At 67.6% G+C, this 18,131-nt stretch carries 15 protein-coding genes and 2 pseudogenes; 12 read left to right on the top strand and 5 right to left on the bottom strand.

From position 1 onward, the window contains the following. Positions 1–433: 433 nt before the first annotated feature. Positions 434–607 (bottom strand): annotated as a pseudogene (locus WI697_RS26935) (helix-turn-helix domain-containing protein); the annotation flags it as partial. A 325-nt stretch (positions 608–932) separates the two neighbouring features. Between WI697_RS26935 and WI697_RS26930 the strand changes: the two are divergent. Beyond that, on the top strand, positions 933–1,631 hold the full coding sequence (locus WI697_RS26930) for a transposase (protein ID WP_345960633.1): 699 nt from the start codon (positions 933–935) through the stop codon (positions 1,629–1,631). 119 nt (positions 1,632–1,750) lie between these two features. On the opposite strand, the gene WI697_RS26925 is transcribed toward WI697_RS26930, so the two are convergent. Together WI697_RS26925 and WI697_RS26920 are read right to left on the bottom strand one after the other, a co-directional pair. After that, positions 1,751–3,040, bottom strand: a complete 1,290-nt coding sequence (locus WI697_RS26925) for a transposase (RefSeq protein ID WP_385999186.1) — start codon at positions 3,038–3,040, stop codon at positions 1,751–1,753. Between the two features lie 168 nt (positions 3,041–3,208). Then, entirely contained in the window at positions 3,209–4,093 is an 885-nt protein-coding gene (locus WI697_RS26920) for a helix-turn-helix transcriptional regulator (protein WP_345960632.1), read from the bottom strand. A 123-nt stretch (positions 4,094–4,216) separates the two neighbouring features. Here WI697_RS26920 and WI697_RS26915 point away from each other — a divergent pair, with 123 nt between their 5' ends. The 11 genes from WI697_RS26915 to WI697_RS26865 all read left to right on the top strand — a co-directional run bounded on the left by WI697_RS26915 (position 4,217) and on the right by WI697_RS26865 (position 16,912). Beyond that, entirely contained in the window at positions 4,217–5,149 is a 933-nt protein-coding gene (locus tag WI697_RS26915) for a 2-hydroxyacid dehydrogenase (RefSeq protein ID WP_062762093.1), read from the top strand. A gap of 202 nt (positions 5,150–5,351) precedes the next feature. Next, entirely contained in the window at positions 5,352–6,944 is a 1,593-nt protein-coding gene (locus WI697_RS26910; protein ID WP_345960631.1) for an ABC transporter substrate-binding protein, read from the top strand. A gap of 2 nt (positions 6,945–6,946) precedes the next feature. Then, positions 6,947–7,927 (top strand): ABC transporter permease, encoded by a 981-nt coding sequence (locus WI697_RS26905; RefSeq protein ID WP_345960629.1) that lies wholly within the window; start codon positions 6,947–6,949, stop codon positions 7,925–7,927. Between the two features lie 30 nt (positions 7,928–7,957). Further along, entirely contained in the window at positions 7,958–8,809 is an 852-nt protein-coding gene (locus WI697_RS26900; protein ID WP_345960628.1) for an ABC transporter permease, read from the top strand. Positions 8,810–8,811: 2 nt separating this feature from the next. After that, complete coding sequence (locus WI697_RS26895) at positions 8,812–10,464, top strand: ABC transporter ATP-binding protein (protein WP_345960627.1); 1,653 nt, start codon at positions 8,812–8,814, stop codon at positions 10,462–10,464. Between the two features lie 11 nt (positions 10,465–10,475). Continuing rightward, positions 10,476–11,441: an alpha/beta hydrolase fold domain-containing protein gene (locus WI697_RS26890; protein ID WP_345960626.1), complete on the top strand. Its 966-nt coding sequence runs from the start codon at positions 10,476–10,478 to the stop codon at positions 11,439–11,441. A 14-nt stretch (positions 11,442–11,455) separates the two neighbouring features. Then, positions 11,456–12,124, top strand: a complete 669-nt coding sequence (locus WI697_RS26885; protein WP_345960625.1) for an FMN-binding negative transcriptional regulator — start codon at positions 11,456–11,458, stop codon at positions 12,122–12,124. A 44-nt stretch (positions 12,125–12,168) separates the two neighbouring features. Then, positions 12,169–13,605, top strand: a complete 1,437-nt coding sequence (locus tag WI697_RS26880) for an amidase (protein ID WP_345960624.1) — start codon at positions 12,169–12,171, stop codon at positions 13,603–13,605. A 146-nt stretch (positions 13,606–13,751) separates the two neighbouring features. Further along, complete coding sequence (locus tag WI697_RS26875; RefSeq protein ID WP_014753021.1) at positions 13,752–14,528, top strand: IclR family transcriptional regulator domain-containing protein; 777 nt, start codon at positions 13,752–13,754, stop codon at positions 14,526–14,528. A 70-nt stretch (positions 14,529–14,598) separates the two neighbouring features. After that, positions 14,599–15,060: a YaiI/YqxD family protein gene (locus WI697_RS26870; protein WP_062762106.1), complete on the top strand. Its 462-nt coding sequence runs from the start codon at positions 14,599–14,601 to the stop codon at positions 15,058–15,060. A 148-nt stretch (positions 15,061–15,208) separates the two neighbouring features. Next, positions 15,209–16,912 (top strand): methyl-accepting chemotaxis protein, encoded by a 1,704-nt coding sequence (locus WI697_RS26865; RefSeq protein WP_345960623.1) that lies wholly within the window; start codon positions 15,209–15,211, stop codon positions 16,910–16,912. Positions 16,913–16,964: 52 nt separating this feature from the next. Here the strand turns inward: WI697_RS26865 and WI697_RS26860 are convergent, their stop codons facing one another. Further along, complete coding sequence (locus WI697_RS26860; RefSeq protein WP_296711494.1) at positions 16,965–17,390, bottom strand: OsmC family protein; 426 nt, start codon at positions 17,388–17,390, stop codon at positions 16,965–16,967. Between the two features lie 599 nt (positions 17,391–17,989). Further along, a pseudogene (locus WI697_RS26855) lies at positions 17,990–18,131 on the bottom strand (IS5/IS1182 family transposase); the annotation flags it as partial.

Here is an 18,131-nt window from a genome sequence, read left to right as displayed (position 1 = left end):
CTGTTCGCGACACAACACCACGCAGGGGACGTCTGGGCATGGTTTCGGTGGCGGCAGTCACATCAAGCGGTTGCGGCCATTTCGCATCGGGCGAAAGATATAATATGCAACTGTAGTACTAGTGTATTCTCTGAGTTAAATAAAGAGCCCTGAGATTTCCCCGGCACTCCTACTCGTGTATCCACATTACGAATACATTTGTACTCATCGCTGTTACCTCCGCACAGTCATGTGGTCAAATGTGTTCTGCTTATGCGAGTGAGTTTCAGCTGCGGATGGTTATTACGTTGGTAAAATATGACAGCACTATTGAAGTGTTATGCACTCCCCTTGCAGGGCCAGTGTCTTGCCTAACCTCGCTGGAGGGCCGTTCAGGTGGTGACGTCCCGCGCCGCTGATACACCAAGGGAATGAAGAAACATCACCTATCCCCTCACCTCACCGCCCGCCCGCCTTCCGCCGTGATGCGGAGGTATTCGCGCGGGCTGGCGCCCAGGATGCGGCGGAACATGGCGGTGAAGGCGCTGGGACTGTCATAGCCGAGGTCGAGCGCGACGTTGGTCACCGTTTCGCCCGAGGCGAGGCGCGGCAGGGCTTCAAGCAGGCGGATCCGCGGTGTTCGGCGTTCTTTGGGCGGGGACGAACCTGGATCCCCGCCTGTTGGACGAAGCCGTGCATAATGAAAGCGGGCCCGGGGGGTGGCCACCCCCCGGGCCCGGCGATCGGGAGGCCGAGATCCCCGCAGTGCAGAACACGCGCGAAAGGATGGCCCCGATCGCCCTTCCACAAGCCCGCACAGTTGCATGGGCCAAGAGCCCGCCAACAAGCTTGGGAAAGGGAGAAATCATGCCACAGGATCGTCCGATCGTCGGCATCGACGTGTCGAAAGACCGGCTGGATGTCCACATCGTTCCAGGTGACAGGCGCTGCAGGTGCGCCGTTTCGGTCAGGCCTGCGGCACGCTGGCCAAGGATGATCCGATCGACGCGGCACTCATCGCGCGCTTTGCCGGCACCGTGTCGGCGGAGATCGTGCCGCCGCGTCCGGAAGACCGGCGGCTTGCCGAACTCGAAAGCTACCGCCGCGACATCGTGCGGTGCCTGACCAGGCTCAAGGCCCAGCGCGACCGGGTCTCCGGGGCGGTGCGCGACCTGCATCAGCGCCGTCTGAAACAGGCCGAGGCCGATCTGCGGGAGATCGACGCCCGCATCCGGCAGGTGGTCCGCGCTGACGCCCGGCTTGCCCGCCGCCATGACCTCATCTCGTCCATCCCCGGCATCGGAACAACACTGACCACCACGCTGCTCGCCTGCGTGCCCGAATGGGGCGCCATCTCCAGCCGCAAGATCACGGCATTGATCGGTGTTGCGCCTTATCTTGACCGCTCCGGGCGAACGGACAATCGACGCCATATCAAGGCTGGAAGACGACATGCACGCTCGGCTCTCTACATGGCTGCACTTTGCGCCCTGCGCTACAACCCCACCTGGAAGGCCTTTTACGACGGCCTCGTCCGCAACGGAAAGCCTGGCAAGGTGGCGCTCACCGCCCTTATGCGCAAGATCGCGATCACGATTAACATCATGATTGCAAGAGAGATTCCATGGGCCCCGCCCATCCGTCCGGCGTGAGGGCTGACAGTTGCCTTTCGCGGGGATGACGGGGGAGGGGGAAGAGAGCCGCGCGGCGGCGGCGGACCGGCCTTCGAGGCCGTGAAGGTGGATCCCCGCCTGCGCGCATAGACGCTAACTTACGAACACCTCAATCTGCCGCCGCCTCTTCCTGGGTGCATCGGCCAGATGTCTGAAGAGGCGGGGAGACCGGTTGATGAGATGACGGATCCGGTTGGATCCGAAGATCGCGGACCGGAAGCGATGAAGGAGATCAGCCGTGATTTGCCAGATCGACATTGGGCGCGGCGTCGGATGTGGGAGCAGAGGGGGGGGGAGTCGAGGATGTCACGTGTGACGTCCTCGACCATCAGGGCGCTGAGCAGGTTTGCCATGAGCCAGGTATGTGCAAGAGGTACGCTTCTTGCGGGAAGACGATCGAGATGTCCCAAGGATTTGAGCCTCTTGAAGGCGAGTTCGACCTGCCAGCGCAGACGATAAAGTGCCTGGACATCATCGGCGGTTTCGGCTGTGAGGGTGGTGAGGAGGACGAGGCAGCCGGCGATGGCTTCGGCATCGGTACTTGGTGTATAGCCCTCGCGTTGTCCGGCGCGGGCGAGCTTCTGTCGGTTTCGCCATGCGAGAGCGTTCGGCATCGGGCGGATGATCAGGCGGACCGGCAAGGGCTGCCAGTCTTTCCGACGGCCATGAGCGAGGCGAAACAGGCGATCGATCGGCCCGCGTTTCGATGCGGTTCGGCAGAGGTCGGCGAGTTTTACGATCTGGCCGTTGGCATCAATCAGACGCACGGATCGACTGCCGAGACGAGCGACGAAATCAGCCTCGCGCCGCACGATTGCCAGAAGCGATTCCGGACGTGCGAAGTTGCGGTCGGCAATCACCACGTCCCCGGCCACGGCACGTTCGCACAAAGCGAGTTCACCGCAGCTTGCCGGAACCACCTCGGCGCCGAGTGTGCGCTGTGCCGCCGGATCGAAGCTCAACAGCAGGCGCCAGACGGGTTTGCACGCCCCCGGCGCACCAATCGTGCTGCCATCGATGATCCGCAGCTGCCGCCCCATCCCGGGAGCCATCTGACGGTTAACCTCCTGAGACAACGGAATATCCAGCCGAGCGGCCATCATCTCGGCCAGCCAGGGGCCGCATTTGCCGAATCGCTTCACCAGCGCTTCATCGGTCAGATCCACCATGCCTTCCGAAGCCGCCCACAACGCAACCTGCCGCAACGACTTCCCGCCCACAGCCCAGGCCAGAACCAGCCTCAGCAGCGTTTCTCCATCCCGGATCCGCCGCGACCGCTCGAAGGCACCCGCACTCCGAGCCCAGTCCGTCAGATCACGCCCAAGGGACAGGCGATCGGCAAGGACCGACCAGTCGTCCACTTCTATCATGGTCTTTGCGTCGCTCATGACGCCTGTAGAATCATAGATTTGGACGGATGGCAAGAGGTTAGGTTAGCGCCTATGCGCCTGCGCGGGGATGACGGTAGAGAGGGTGTGCGGAGGTCGGCCAAGGGGGGACCGGACAGGGACGCCGGGCGCCGTCGTCCGGTCATGCCGGGCGCCCCTCCGTCAGGTTCACCCCACCGCCCGCCCGCCTTCCGCCGTGGTGCGGAGGTAGTCGCGCGGGCTGGCGCCCAGGATGCGGCGGAACATGGCGGTGAAGGCGCTGGGGCTGTCATAGCCGAGGTCGAGCGCGACGTTGGTGACCGTTTCGCCCGAGGCGAGGCGCGGCAGGGCTTCGAGCAGGCGGATCTGCTGGCGCCATTCGGCGAAGGTGAGCCCGGTTTCGCGGCGGAACTGGCGGGTCAGGGTGCGTCGGGCCATGCCGCCCACCGCCGCCCAGTGGTCCAGATCGTGTTCGGCGGCGGGGTCTTTCAGCACCGCGCGGCAGATGCGCGCCAGGCGCCGGTCCTGGGGCATGGGGGCGTGCAGGTGGACATCGGGCATGCGCGCCAGTTCACCGATCAGCAGCTCGGCGATCCGTGCCTCGCGGCCGGCCAGATCATATTCATGCGGGGCGGCGACCATTTCCACGATCAGGGCGTGCAGAAGCTCCGACACCCGGAACACCCGGCATTCGGCCGGCAGCGCGCCGCAGACCTCCATGTCGAGATACAGCGTGCGCAGGGTGAGCGGCCCCCAATTGCGCACCTGGTGCATGGTGTGGGCCGGTATCCAGAGTGCGGTGCGCGGCGGCACCACCCAGGTGCCGTGATCGGTGATCGCGGTCATCACCCCGGTCAGCGCGTATTCGATCTGCCCGCGCGGGTGATCGTGATGGCTGCCGACATTGCCGGCGGCGAAGTCCGCCGCCATGCCGACCACCGGCCGGTCGATCGCCTGCAGGCGTTCGGCCGCCGACCGCGCGGCCAGATGGCCGACGATCCCGGTGACATAGGGTTCGGGCGACGGCAGATCCGCCGCCGTGTCGAAAGCCGAAGATCCGGCATGTCCGAGCATATGGCCCATCCTCGACGATAAATGGCCCGGGACCCGGCGGAGGTCGGATGTGCGGTCAGTATCCTTCGGGACGGCGCCGGATGCAACCGGCGCCCGGAAGGACGACCACATGCGGGAGCATCCATGCCCAAACTGATCCTGATCGGCGGCATCCTCGACCTCGGCTTCATGAAGGCGCCGCTGCTGGCGGCAGACCCGCGGCTCGACATCACCGTCTGGCCCGAGGATGACGGCGCCGAGGCCGAAATCGCGGTCTGCTGGCGGCCGCCCGCCGGGCTGCTCGGCACCATGCCGAAGCTGAAACTGGTCCAGTCGATCGCCGCCGGCGTCGACGGCGTGCTGAACGATGCCGGGCTGGACCCCGCCCTGCCGGTGGCGCGGATCGTGGACGACAGCCTGCCGGCGGCGATGAGCGAATTCGTGCTCTGGTCGGTGCTCTGGTTCCATCGCGGCCTGGACCAGGTGGTGCTGCGCGACCGCCCGGCGATCATCTGGCAGCGCCCGCCGCAGCAGGCCGCCGCCGACCGCCGCATCGGCGTGCTGGGGCTGGGCGAAATCGGCGGCCGGGTGGCGCGGGCGCTGTCCGCACAGGGGTTCGCCGTCGCCGGCTGGTCGCGCAGCCCGCGCAGCCTGCCGGGCATCGCCGGCCATCACGGGCCCGAGGGGCTGGACGCCCTGCTGGCCGAGAGCGAGATCCTGGTCAACCTGCTGCCGCTGACGCCCCGGACCCGCGGCATTCTGGGGGCTGCCACCTTCGCGAAACTGCCCCGGGGCGCCGCCGTGATCAATGTCGGCCGCGGCGAACATCTGGTGCCCGAAGATCTGATCGCGGCGCTGGACAGCGGCCATCTGCGCGGCGCCGTGCTCGACGTCTTCGCCGCCGAACCGCTGGACCCGGCCCATCCGCTCTGGACCCATCCGCGCGTGCTGGTGACGCCGCATATGGCGGCGATCGCCAGCGACGGGGCGGTGATCGGCCAGATCGTCGAGAATGCGTGGCGGACCGCATGCGGGCGTCCGCCGCTCAACCCGGTGGAGCGGGGCCGCGGCTACTGACCGGCGGCATCCGACCGGATTTGGCCCGGACGCGACGAAAGATGGCCCATGCCGCGACGCGGGCCAGGGCGGCCGGGCCCTACACTTGACGACGACAAGGCCCCCTTGCGGGGCATCAACAAGGCCGGGGAGGCCATGGCGACGCCGGAGAACCGGCGCGCCGATGCATGCGGGATACAAATCAAGGGAGTCAGGGCTCGCCATGAACCGTCGCGACTTCAACAAACTGATGCTGATGGCCGGGATCGTGGGATCGACCGGCATTCCGCTGGGCATCCGCCGTGCCGCCGGCCAGAGCCGGGGCGGCACGCTGGACGTGATCATCCAGCCCGAACCGCCGGTTCTGGTGGCGGCGATCAACCAGCAGGCGCCGACGCTCACCGTCGCCGGCAAGATCTATCAGAGCCTGCTGAAGTTCAATTTCGACCAGTCGCCGCGCCCCGGCCTGGCGAAGAGCTGGGAGATGTCGGACGACGGCCTGACCTATACCTTCCATCTGGAAGAGACGGTGAAGTGGCATGACGGCACGCCCTTCACCGCCGAGGATGTGGTGTTCTCGACCACGAAGATCCTGCCCGAAACCCATGCCCGGGCGCGCGGCAACTTCGCCCGCTGCGAAAGCATCACCGCCGCCGACGCCCATACCGTGGTCTTTAAGCTGAAGGAGCCCTTCGGGCCCTTCCTGCAATGCTTCGAAATGTCGTCCTGCCCGATCATGCCGAAGCATCTCTACGAGGGCACCGACTATCGCAACAACCCGCACAACGCGAAGCCGATCGGCACCGGCCCCTGGAAGTTCGCGGAATGGGAGCGCGGCTCGCATATCCGGCTGGTGCGCAATGACGACTACTACAAGCCCGGCCAGCCCTATCTGGACGAAATCATCTACCGGATCGTGCCCGATGCCGCCTCGCGCGCGCTGGCGCTGGAGAACGGCACCGTCGATCTCACCCAATGGGGCGATGTCGAGATGTTCGACGTGCCGCGGCTGAAGCAGCTGCCGCATGTGGCGTTCACCACCAAGGGCTATGAATTCTACGCACCGCTGCTCTGGCTGGAGTTCAACAACCGCATCAAGCCGATGGACGACAAGCGTTTCCGCCAGGCGGTGATGCACGCCATCGACAAGGACTTCCTGGTCCGCAAGGTGCTGTTCGGCCTGGCCCGGCCGGCGACGGGGCCGATGTCGAAGGCGACGAAATTCTACGACCCCAAGGTCAAGATCTACGACTTCAACCCGGCCAAGGCGATCGCCCTGCTCGACGAAATGGGGCTGAAGCCCGGCGCCGACGGCAAGCGCGCGAAGATCAGCTATCTGGTCCCGCCCTATGGCGAGGTCTGGATGCGCTTCGCCGAATACATCCGCCAGGCCCTGTCGAAGGTGGGCATCGAGGTGGTGCTGGAGGCGATCGACGTCGCCGGCTGGGCGACCCGGGTCGGCAACTGGGATTTCGAGGTCTCCGCCCCCTGGCTCTACCAGTTCGGCGACCCGGCGCTCGGCGTGTCGCGGACCTATGTCTCGTCGAACATCCGCAAGGGCGTGCTGTTCTCCAACACTTCGGGCTACAGCAATCCCAAGGTCGACGAGTTGTTCGCCGAAGCGGCGATCGCGGTCGACCCGGCGAAGCGCCAGGCGCTCTATTCCGAGGTTCAGCGCCTGCTGGTCGAAGAGGTGCCGGTCGGCTGGCTGGTCGAACTCGACTTCCCGACCATGTACGACAAGCGCTTCCACGATCTGGTGGTCTCGGCCATCGGCGTGAACGACGATTTCGATCAGGCCTGGTACGAGGGCTGAGCATGTACCAGGCCATCGCGGCGGCGGCGGCCCGGCTGGTGAAGATCGCGGTGATGATCCTGATCATCGCGACCTTCAACTTCCTGCTGGTCCATGCCGCCCCCGGCGACCCGGCGGCGGTGATCGCCGGCCAGTCGGGCGCATCCGACGAAAAGCTGATCGCCCAGATCCGGGCCGAATACGGGCTGGACCAGCCGCTTCATGTTCAGCTGACCGACTATCTGGCCAGGGTGGCGAGCTTCGACCTCGGCTATTCCTACCGTCAGCGCCAGCCGGTTTCGGTGCTGATCGGCGAACGCCTGCCCGCCACCCTGCTGCTGACGGTGACCGCCTTCCTGCTGGCGCTGGCCATCGGCAGCCTGCTCGGCACGCTGGCCGGCATGCGCGCCGGGCGCTGGACCGACACGGTGATCTCGGTCCTGGCGCTGCTGTTCTATGCCATGCCGGTCTTCTGGCTGGGGCTGATGCTGGTGCTGATCTTCTCGGTTCAGCTGGGCTGGCTGCCGGCCTTCGGCTTCGCGACCATCGGCCCCAACCTCACCGGCATCGATCTGGTGCTGGATGTCGCGACCCATATGATCCTGCCGGTGACCACGCTGGCGGCCATCTATCTCGCGATCTACGCCCGGCTGATGCGGGCCTCGATCATCGAGGTGGAGCACCAGGATTACGTGAAGACCGCCCGGGCCAAGGGGGCGTCGCGCGGCCGGATCATCCGCCACCACATGCTGCGCAACGCCTTGCTGCCGGTGATCACCTTCGCCGGTGTCCAGGCCGGCGCGCTGATCGGCGGCTCGGTGGTGGTGGAGACGGTCTTCGCCTGGCCCGGCCTCGGCCGGCTCACCTTCGATGCGGTGATGCAGCGCGACTATCCGGTGCTGCTCGGGATCTTTCTGGTCATGTCGGTGCTGGTGATCGCGATCAACCTGCTGACCGATCTGATCACCCGGATCATCGATCCGCGGCTGGCCCGGGCCGGCTGACCGCCACACCAGATCAGGATGTGCAGACCCATGCGGGCCTTCTTCTCCGCCTTCTTCCGTCACCCGAGCGGGATCACCGGTGCGGTGCTGCTGGCGCTGGTGGCGGGGCTTGCCCTTGGCGCGCCGCTGCTGTTTCCGGTCGATCCCTGGGAAATGGTCGGCGCCCCCTTCGAGCCGCCGCTGTCCGAGGGGCTGATCTTCGGCTCGGACACGCTGGGCCGCGACGTTGCCGCCGGCATCGCCTGGGGGGCGCGGGTGTCGCTGATCATCGGCATCGCCTCGGCCGTCTCGGCCGCCGGCATCGGGGTGATCGTGGGTGCGGCCGCCGGCTATTTCGGCGGGCTGGTCGACGATGTGCTGATGCGGATCACCGAACTGTTCCAGACCATTCCGGGCTTCGTGCTCGCCATCCTGCTGGTCGCGATCCTCTCGCCCGGCATGGAGACGGTGATCTTTTCGATCGCGGTGGTCAGCTGGCCGCCGCTCGCCCGGCTGACCCGGGCCGAGTTCATGAGCATCGCCACCCGCGATTTCGTCCATGCCGCCCGCTGCCAGGGGGAAAGTGCGCTGGCGATCATCATCCGCCACATTCTGCCCAATGCCGCCTCGCCGATCGTGGTTGCGACCTCGCTGACGGTGGCGACCGCGATCCTGATCGAAAGCGCGCTGTCCTTCCTGGGGCTGGGCGATCCGAACGACATGTCCTGGGGGTTCATGGTCGGTTCCGCCCGCACCGTGATCCGCCAGGCCTGGTGGACCAGCGTCTTTCCCGGCCTCGCCATCCTGCTGACGGTGGTGGCGGTCAACCTGGTGGGCGAGGCGCTGAACGACGCGCTGAACCCGCGCATCTCCCGCGCCCGCGGAACCGCAGGAGGACAGTGACGGTGACAGGAACCTCCCTCCTCGACATTCGCGATCTTTCCATCGCCCTGCCCCGGGGCGGCGACCGGGCACGGGCCGTGGATGGGGTCTGGCTGTCGGTCGCGGCCGATGAAATCGTCTGCCTGGTGGGCGAAAGCGGCTCGGGCAAATCGATGACCGCCCATGCGGTGCTGGGCCTGCTGCCGCCCCGGGTGCGGCTGGCCGGCGGCGAGATCCGGTTTCAGGACAACGATATCGGCCGCCTGGACGAGGCGGCGCTGCGCCGGATCCGCGGCGCCGATATCGGCATGATCTTTCAGGAGCCGTTGAGCGCGCTGAACCCGTTGACCCGGGTCGGCGATCAGGTGGCGGAGGCCATGGCGATCCATGGCCGCCTCGACCGCGAAGGCCGCCGCAGGCGGGTGGCGGAGCTGTTTGCCGGGGTCGGCCTGCCCGACCCCGAGACCATCGGCCGGCGCTTCCCCTTTCAGCTGTCGGGCGGCCAGCGCCAGCGGGTGATGATCGCCATGGCGCTGGCCAATGATCCGGCGCTGCTGGTGGCGGACGAGCCGACCACCGCACTCGACGTCACCACCCAGCGCCAGATCCTGGACCTGATCCGCGCCCAGCAGAAGGCGCGGGGCATGGGGGTGCTGTTCATCACCCATGATTTCGGCGTCGTCGCCGACATCGCCGACCGGGTGGTGGTGATGCGCCATGGCAGGGTCGTGGAGGCGGGCCCCGGCCGCACGGTGCTGGCCCGGCCCTCCCATGCCTATACCCGCAGCCTGATCGAGGCGGTACCCGGCCGCGCCGGCCCGAAGCCCGTGGCCGATGCCACAACCAAAACTCCGGTCATTCTGGAACTCAACAACCTTCGGAAGCAGTATACCAGCCGCACCGGCTTTCGCAGCCGGCGGGTGGTGAACGCCACCGACGATGTCACGGTGGCGCTGCGGGCCGGCGAAAGCCTGGCGGTGGTGGGGGAAAGCGGCTCGGGCAAGTCGACGCTGGCCCGGATGGTGATGGCGCTGACCCGCCCCGATGGCGGCGAAATCCTGTTCGAGGGCCGGAATGTCGCCGGGCTGGGCGGGGCCGCGCTCAAAACCTATCGCCGCCGGGTGCAGATGGTGTTCCAGGACCCCTTCGCCTCGCTCAACCCGCGCCACAGGGTGGGCGATGCCATCGCCCGCGGGCCGATCGCCTTCGGCACGCCCAGGGCCGAGGCGATGGCGATCGCCGCCCGGCTGCTGGAACGGGTGGGGCTCGACGCCTCGGCGGCGGCGCGCTATCCGCATGAATTCTCGGGCGGGCAGCGCCAGCGGATCTGCATCGCCCGGGCGCTGGCGCCGGAGCCGGCGATCCTGGTCGCCGACGAGGCGGTCTCGGCGCTGGATGTCTCGGTGCAGGCGCAGATCCTGGCCCTGCTCGCCGATCTGAAACGCGAGCTCGGCCTCGCCATGATCTTCATCACCCACGACCTCCGCGTCGCCGCCGAGGTGTCGGACCACACCATCGTGATGCGCCATGGCCGCATCGTCGAACAGGGCCCGACCGCGGCGCTGTTCGCGAACCCCGCCCACGACTATACCCGCGATCTTCTGGCCGCCATTCCCGGCCGCGCGATCTTCGCCGCCCGTCACGGGGCGGCATCGGACGCGCCCGCCCCCGCTTGACAGGTACGCTCATGACCGCCTCTCCATACGACGTGCTCGACCCCGAGATCGCGATCTTCGTCCGCCGGATGATCGCCGACGCCTCGGCCCACCCGCCCCGCGAACAGCTGACCCCGCCCGAGGCGCGGCGGGTGGCGGAAATCGTCCGCCAGCCCTGGACCGAGGGCGGGCCGGTGATGGCAAGCCGCGAAGACCATATGATCCCGACCCGCCACGGCCCGGTCCGGATCCGTTTCCATCGCCCCGAAGGGCTGGCGGCGCCGGCACCGGCGCTGATCTATATCCATGGCGGCGGTTTCGTGCTGTTCAGCCTGGACACCCATGACCGGCTGATGCGCGAATATGCCGCCCGCGCCCGGATGGTGGTGATCGGCATCGACTATTCCCTGGCGCCGGAAGCCCGTTTCCCGCAGGCGCCGCAGGAGGTGGTGGATGTCGTGCGCGCCATCCATGCCCGCGCGGCCGAATTCGGCCTCGATCCGGACCGGATCGCGCTTGGCGGCGATTCGGCCGGCGGCAACCTCACCGTCTCGGCCTGCCTGACCTTCCGCGATGCCGGCGAGGCGCCCGTCGCCGCCATGGTGCTGAATTACGGCGGGTTCTCGATGGATCTGGTCAGCCCGTCGGTGCTGCGCTGGGGCGGCGGCAACTATCTGCTCACCACCCATATGATGCTCTGGTTCCTGATGAATTACGTGTCGGACCCCGAGCAGCGCTTCGACCCGCGGCTGCGCGTGCTGGATGCCGATCTGACCGGCCTGCCGCCGGCCTGGATGGTGATCACCGAATGCGACCCGCTTTATGACGAGAACCTGGAGATGCGCGACCGCCTGGCCGCGGCCGGGGTTGCAGTCGGTGCGAAAGTCTATCCCGGCACGGTGCACAGCTTCCTTGAAGCGGTATCGGTGGCGAAAGTGGCGGGCGCGGCGCTGGACGACACGGCGCTCTGGCTGAAACATACCCTTCGCCTGAACTGAGGGAGGCAGCGCCGATGTACACCCCCGCCGCCTATCTGGAAGAGCGGCCCCGGATCATCCACCAGGCGATGCGGGCCTGGAGCTTCGCAACCCTGGTCTCGACCGGTGCCGACGGGCCGGTCGCCACGCATCTGCCGATGCTGGTGGACGAGCGCCCGGATGCGCCGCCGCGGCTCGTGAGCCATATGGCGCGCAACAACGAGCAATGGCGCCATTTCATCGGCGGGGAAACCCCGGCCCTTGCGATCTTCCAGGGGCCGCACGCCTTCATCTCGCCATCCTGGTACGAAGACCGGATGACCTTCCCGACCTGGAATTACGCCGCCATCCACGGCATCGGCCGGCCGCTTCTGGTGGAAGAGCCGGAAGAGATCCTGGCCGTGCTCCGCCGCACCGTCGCCCTCTGGGACACGCCGCTCGGCGGCCCCTGGTCGTTCGCGGCCATGCCCGACGAGCTGATCCTGCCCCGGCTGGAGCGGATCGTGGCGCTCGACATGCCGCTCGACCGCGTCGAGGCCAAGTTCAAGCTGAACCAGGACAAGACCGCCGCCGACCGCGCCGGGGTGATCGCCGCGCTCGACGCCGCCGGTGACGATCAGGCCCGGGCCATGGCCGCCATGCTCCGCGCCTTCGAAACCGAGGGCACGGATGCCCCCGGCGGTGCCACATTGTCGGGGCGATGAGCCCCTGATTTCCGCCTTTCCCCCAACCTGCCGGAGGGTCCTTCATGACGACCGGGACATCACTGCCGACCACGCCGCTCTGGCAATGGGATGCGACCGATATCGCGGCCGGCATCCGCAGCCGGGCGATTTCGGCACGCGAGGCGCTGACCGCCTGTTTCGAGCGGATGGACGCCGTGAACGGCCGGATCAATGCCGTGGTGATCCGGCTGGACGAAAGCGCCTTCAAGGCCGCCGACCGCGCCGATGCGGCGCTGGCCGCCGGAGAGGAAGCCGGGCCGCTGCACGGCGTGCCGGTGACGATCAAGATCAATATCGACCTGGCGGGATCCGCCACCACCAACGGCCTGCCGGCGCTGGCCGGCAATATCGCGGCCGAGGATGCGCCGGTTTCCCGCAACTGGAAGCTGGCCGGCGCCGTGCCCTTCGGCCGGACCAATGCGCCGAGCCTGTCGATGCGCTGGTTCACCGACAACCCGCTGCACGGGGCGACGCTGAACCCCCACGCCCCCGGCCGCAGCGCCGGCGGGTCCAGCGGCGGGGCGGCGGCGGCGCTGGCGGCCGGCATCGGGCCCTTGGCCCATGGCAATGATCTGGGCGGATCGGTGCGGCTGCCGGCCTTCTGCTGCGGGGTGACCGGCATCCGGCCGACGCTGGGCCGGGTGGCGGCGTTCAACCCGTCGCTGGGGGTGGAGCGGATGATCGTCTCCAACCTGGCCGCGGTGCAGGGGCCGCTGGCGCGCAGCATCCGGGATCTGCGGCTGGGCCTGGGCGCCATGGCGGCACGCGACCCGCGCGACCCCTGGTGGGTGCCGGTGCCGGAACGGCCGCGGCGGCATGCGGCCCCCATCCGGGTGGCGCTGTTCGTGCCCGAGGGCACCACGCCGCCGGTGGCCGATGCGCTGCGCCTGGCGGCCACCTGGCTCGCCGAAGCCGGCTATGAGGTGGTGGAGGCGAGCCCGCCCAATTTCGCCGAGGCCCATCAGCTCTGGCTCGACCTTTTGTCCACCGAGAACCTGTTCGGCACCCGCGAAACCGCCCGGACCTATGGCGATGCGGTGCTGAACAACATGGTCGACGCCATGGCGCTGGCCGGCAACACGCTGGATCTGGCGGGGTTCATCGCCGGCCTTGCCCGCCGCAACGCCATCCTGCGCAACTGGCTGGCCTTTTTCGAGCACACGCCCCTGATCCTGATGCCGGTGTCGCTGGAACCGGCGATGGACCGCGAGGCCGACCGCAAGCCCGCGGCGGAGCTTCGGCCGCTGATCGACGCCTTCGCGCCGCTGAACGCCACCGCCATTCTGGGCCTGCCCGGGCTGTCGGTGCCGGTGGGCTTCATGCCGTCGCCCGACGGCACCGGCCGGGTGCCGCTGGGCGTGCAGATCGTCGGCGGCCGCTATGAAGAAGCGACCATGCTGGATGCAGGTGCGGCGATCGAGGCCCGGGTCGGCCCGACCCTGCCGGTGGATCCTCTCTGAACCGGGGCCGAACTGAATCAGGTGGGGGGCTGCGCCGCCCGGCCGGGAATGCGGCCGCACCAGGCGGATGGACGGATGGGCGTGGTTCGCCTAGCATGGGGGACGTTCACCCCACGAACGGCACCCATGCTGTCGCGGAGCGGCCGATGATCGACCCGGATTCGCCTGATTTCGTCGCATCCTTCGCCCGCGGCCTGAGTGTCGTGCGCGCCTTCGGCGCCGAGGCGCCACGCCAGACGTTGAGCGAGGTGGCGGAGCGCACGGGGTTGACCCGTGCGGCCGCCCGCCGCTTTCTGCTGACGCTGGAGGCGCTGGGCTATGCCCGCAGCGACGGCAAGTATTTCGAACTGACGCCCATGGTGCTGGAGCTGGGCTTTTCCTACCTGTCGTCGCTGGACATGACCGAGGCGATCCAGCCCTGGCTGCGCCGGGTGAGCGACACGCTTGGCGAAAGCTGCTCTGCCGCCGTGCTGGACGGGATCGACATCATCTATGTCGCCCGCGCCGCCGCCCGCCACCGGATTCTGGCGATCAGCCTGAATGTGGGGGCAAGGCTGCCGGCCTGGTGCACATCCATGGGCCAGGTGCTGCTGGCCAACCTGCCGCCGGCCCGGCGCAACATGCTGCTGCGCGACATTTCTTTCGAGCCCCGCACCCCCCACAGCCTGGGCGACATGAAAAGCCTGGGCGACCGGCTGGCCCTGGTCCGCGACCAGGGCTATGCCATCGCCGACCAGGAACTGGAGCTGGGGCTGCGCTCGATCGCGGTGCCGCTGCACGACCGCACCGGCGTGGTGGTGGCGGCGATGAATGTCAGCGCCCAGGCGGCACGGGTGAGCGTGGAGATGCTGGAGGGCGAATATCTGCCGGTGCTGCTGGATGCCGCCCGCCAGTTCGAGGCGACCGAGCGGGTGCGGGGATGAGTGCTGGCGGCCAGACGGCCAGCGCCGCGGCGCTGGCATCCGAGGCCGGATCAGGGCAGACTGCCGCCCCATGACCCCACCCGTGATCCATATCGATGCCGATGCCTGCCCGGTGAAGGCCGAAACCTACAAGGTGGCGCAGCGCCTGTCGCTGAAGGTGCGCGTGGTGGCCAATGCCTGGCTGAACGTGCCGCAGGACCCGAGGGTGGAACTGGTGACCGTCGGCGACGGCTTCGATGCCGCGGATGACCGGATCGTCGCCGATGTCACGCCCGGCGATGTGGTGATCACCGCCGATATCCAGCTGGCCGCGCGCTGCCTGGACGCCGGGGCGGCGGTGGTGGCGCCCGATGGCCGCGAATTCAGCCGGGCCAATATCGGCCAGGCGCTGGCGATGCGGGCGCTGATGGCCGATCTGCGCGCCGGCGCCGATCAGGGCGGGCTGAAGGGCCCGAAGCCGATGACCCAGCGTGACCGGTCCAATTTTCTCCAGACACTCGACCGGGTGATCACGCGACTGATTCGCGGCTGAGAAGATTAAAGCACACATATATCATCCATGATGATTGGTGTAAAAAAGGCGTCCACCACCAATATTTCGCACGTCGGTTTTTACACTTGATTAAACGGAAACCGGGATACTGGCGCCAGCTTCCCACAAAAAGACGGCGGCGCCTGCCATGCTGAACAGATTTGTTTCCAACCTGAAGATGACCCACAAGGTGGCATCGATCGTTCTTCTGATGTCGGCCGTAACGGCGGCGATATCGGTGGTGTCTTATCGCGGGCTGGTGGTCTGCATCGATGCGACCACCCGGGTTGAAGAAGCGGGGATGGAGGTGCTGGACGGCACGCTGGCGACCAAGGCGATCAGCGATATCCGCCGCGCCGAATACCGGCTGGCGGCCGATCCGCGCGAGCTGGCCGCGGCAACCGCCGAGATCGAGGAGAGCGTGCTGCGCTTCCGCGAGCTGATGGAGGACATGACCCATCATGCCGAACCCGGCGATCTGCCGCGCATCGCGCTGATCGAACAGCATTTCGAAGCCTATATCGGGGAAGTCCGTCACGCCCTGGAGGTGGCGCGCAGCCATGAGGGCCGCGAGATCGACGCCGCCCAGCGGGCGGTGGTGGAAGAAGTGGAGCGGGGCCGCGCCACCGCCCATGCCCTGTCCGACGAGGTGGCACATCTCGTCGAGGATATCGAGGCCCGGGCGCATGCGGTTGCCGACGAGGCCCGGACGCTGGGCACCGAAACCGAGACGGAGATCGTGGCGACGGCCATCGCCGGCACGCTGATCGGCCTGGCCGCCGGCTTCCTGATCGCGATCGCAACCATCGCGCGCCCCCTGCAGCGCACCGTGCGGCGGCTGAACGGGCTGGCGGCGGACGATCTGGATGCCGAGGTTCAGGGCACCGATCGCCGCGACGAAATCGGCGACGTGGCCCGCGCCATGCTGGTCTTCCGCGACAATGCCCAGGAACGCCGCCGGCTGCTGGAGGCCGAGGCGGCCCAGGTGGCGGCCCGCGAACGCCGCGCCGCCGAGGTGGCGCAGCTGATCCGCGATTTCGACCATGAAGTGGCCGAGATGCTGGCGGTGATGAGCAGTTCGGCCGTGGAGCTGGAGGCGACCGCACAGCTGCTGTCGTCGAGCTCGGAAGAGACCTCGCGCCAGGCTTCCACCGTGGGCAGTTCGGCCGGGCAGGCCTCGGCCAATGTTCAGGCAGTGGCGGCTGCGACCGAAGAGCTGACTGCAACCGTTTCGGAAGTGGCCCGGCAGATGGAGACCGCGCGTGGCGTTGCAAGCGATGCCAGCAGCGAGGTCGAGCGCGTGAAGACCCTGGGTGGCGAGCTGGACCGCGCCGGCAACGACATCGCCCAGGTGATTGCGCTGATCGAAGAGATCGCCAACCACACCAATCTGCTGGCGCTGAACGCGACCATCGAGGCGGCGCGCGCCGGAGAGGCCGGCAAGGGCTTTGCCGTGGTGGCATCGGAAGTGAAGGGCCTGGCGACCCAGACCGCACGGGCCACCGGCGATATCCGCGGCCGGGTGGAGCACATGCATGGCAGCATCGGCGCGGCGCTGGATGCCGTGGGCCGGATGGCCGAGGTGGTGCACCGGGTGCAGGGCATGTCGAGCGCGGTGTCGGCCGCGGTGCAGCAGCAGTCTGCCGCCACCGCCGAAATCGGCCGCAATGCCGACAAGGCCGCCCGCGGCACCCAGGAGGTGACCGACACGATCGGCGGGGTGACCATGGCGGCAGAGGCCACCGCGTCGGGCTCGGCGCAGGTGTTGAGCACGGCGCGGACGCTGTCGGAACGCTCCACCCGGCTGCGCAGCACGGTGGACGGCTTCCTGCGGGCGGTGGCGGCGGCCTGAGGCCGCCGGCTGCGAGGGATGACGGAAGCAGGGGGCGCCGGCTGGCGGAGGCTCAGGCTTCCGCCATCGCCGGCGCCGCCGCCTGACGGAAGATGGTGTGGATCGGCAGGCCCGGCTTCAGACGAAGCGTGACCGGCGTGCGTTCGGCCAGATCGGCGAGTTCGTCGCGGGCGGCATCGGAAAGCGGCCCGTGCAGCGTGATCACCCGCTCCACCGTCACTGCATCTTCTGCGGCTTCATCGCGGATGAAGCTCAACTCCACGTCGAGCGCCAGCAGCGGCCAGTGCTTGTGATGCGCATACATTTTGAGCGTGATCAGCGTGCAGGATGCAAGGCCCGACAACAGAAGATCGTGTGGTGTGGGGCCATGATCACCCCCGCCCATGACCACGGGCTCGTCGGACGCCAGGCGATGGTTTCCGGTCGAAATCGAGACGGCGTAGGGAAGATTCCCGATACTTGCGGTGACATGCGACATGATGCATCCCCCGTCGGCTGTGTTGACCGATGACACTCCGGCGGCTGCGGTCTCTGTTCCGTGCGCCGCGTCGTTGAAGTGATATGGGTCGATGGGGGGCGAAGGTCCAGGTGGCGTTTTGTGGTCACCCCGGCCACGGATCGGATGCCGGCCGCCGGGGCCCGCCAAGGCCCCGGCGCTGACACCCGGTGGACATCTTCCGGCAATGTTTTTCGCCCGCGGGAGGGATATCACCCCGCGGGACCTGCTGTTGCAGGCGAAAGACAGGCAAGAAGAACCCGCAAGACCCTGACGCGCGCCCCGAAAAGGACACAGACCCGTTGCACGTCGCGGAGCGCCGATCTGCGACACATCATGCAGATTTCTGTCGGGGCCCGCGAAAATCCTGCGGGAGTTCACGCCTCGTTAAGCAGTGCGGCGGTAATGTGATCCAGACATCGGGACGGACCGGGTCATCGGACCTTCGGCTCGTCATGGTCGTCTCCTTGCCCGCACTTTCCCTGTGCGATCCTTCACCGCGCCTGCCGGGTTCTTGTCTCCCGCGGCGCGGTTTTTTTTTGGCGCGGGCGGCAGCACTCAGAGTCCGTCCGAGAAGTTATCTATGATTTCCGGCTCCTTGTGATTCTGCGCATCATGATCCGGATCATCGCGAGGCGGAGGAATGCCAAAGCCATCCGTGAGAGGTTCTCGAAGTCTTTGGCCAGCCTGCGGCAGCGGCCGAGCCATCCGAAGGTCCGTTCG

Origin of the sequence: Tistrella mobilis, assembly GCF_039634785.1 — a bacterium.
GTDB lineage: Bacteria > Pseudomonadota > Alphaproteobacteria > Tistrellales > Tistrellaceae > Tistrella > Tistrella mobilis.
The sequence above is the reverse complement of the archived record's forward strand: the minus strand, read 5'-3'. Positions and strand labels throughout refer to the sequence as shown.

Bases quoted from the DNA above. Each gene is read 5' to 3' on its own strand.
- WI697_RS26905 (WP_345960629.1), top strand. From the start codon at position 6,947: ATGTACCAGGCCATCGCGGCGGCGGCGGCCCGGCTGGTGAAGATCGCG.
- WI697_RS26860 (WP_296711494.1), bottom strand. From the start codon at position 17,390: ATGTCGCATGTCACCGCAAGTATCGGGAATCTTCCCTACGCCGTCTCG.
- WI697_RS26915 (WP_062762093.1), top strand. From the start codon at position 4,217: ATGCCCAAACTGATCCTGATCGGCGGCATCCTCGACCTCGGCTTCATG.
- WI697_RS26880 (WP_345960624.1), top strand. From the start codon at position 12,169: ATGACGACCGGGACATCACTGCCGACCACGCCGCTCTGGCAATGGGAT.
- WI697_RS26865 (WP_345960623.1), top strand. From the start codon at position 15,209: ATGCTGAACAGATTTGTTTCCAACCTGAAGATGACCCACAAGGTGGCA.
- WI697_RS26875 (WP_014753021.1), top strand. From the start codon at position 13,752: ATGATCGACCCGGATTCGCCTGATTTCGTCGCATCCTTCGCCCGCGGC.
- WI697_RS26910 (WP_345960631.1), top strand. From the start codon at position 5,352: ATGAACCGTCGCGACTTCAACAAACTGATGCTGATGGCCGGGATCGTG.
- WI697_RS26870 (WP_062762106.1), top strand. From the start codon at position 14,599: ATGACCCCACCCGTGATCCATATCGATGCCGATGCCTGCCCGGTGAAG.
- WI697_RS26920 (WP_345960632.1), bottom strand. From the start codon at position 4,093: ATGCTCGGACATGCCGGATCTTCGGCTTTCGACACGGCGGCGGATCTG.
- WI697_RS26885 (WP_345960625.1), top strand. From the start codon at position 11,456: ATGTACACCCCCGCCGCCTATCTGGAAGAGCGGCCCCGGATCATCCAC.
- WI697_RS26925 (WP_385999186.1), bottom strand. From the start codon at position 3,040: ATGAGCGACGCAAAGACCATGATAGAAGTGGACGACTGGTCGGTCCTT.
- WI697_RS26900 (WP_345960628.1), top strand. From the start codon at position 7,958: ATGCGGGCCTTCTTCTCCGCCTTCTTCCGTCACCCGAGCGGGATCACC.
- WI697_RS26890 (WP_345960626.1), top strand. From the start codon at position 10,476: ATGACCGCCTCTCCATACGACGTGCTCGACCCCGAGATCGCGATCTTC.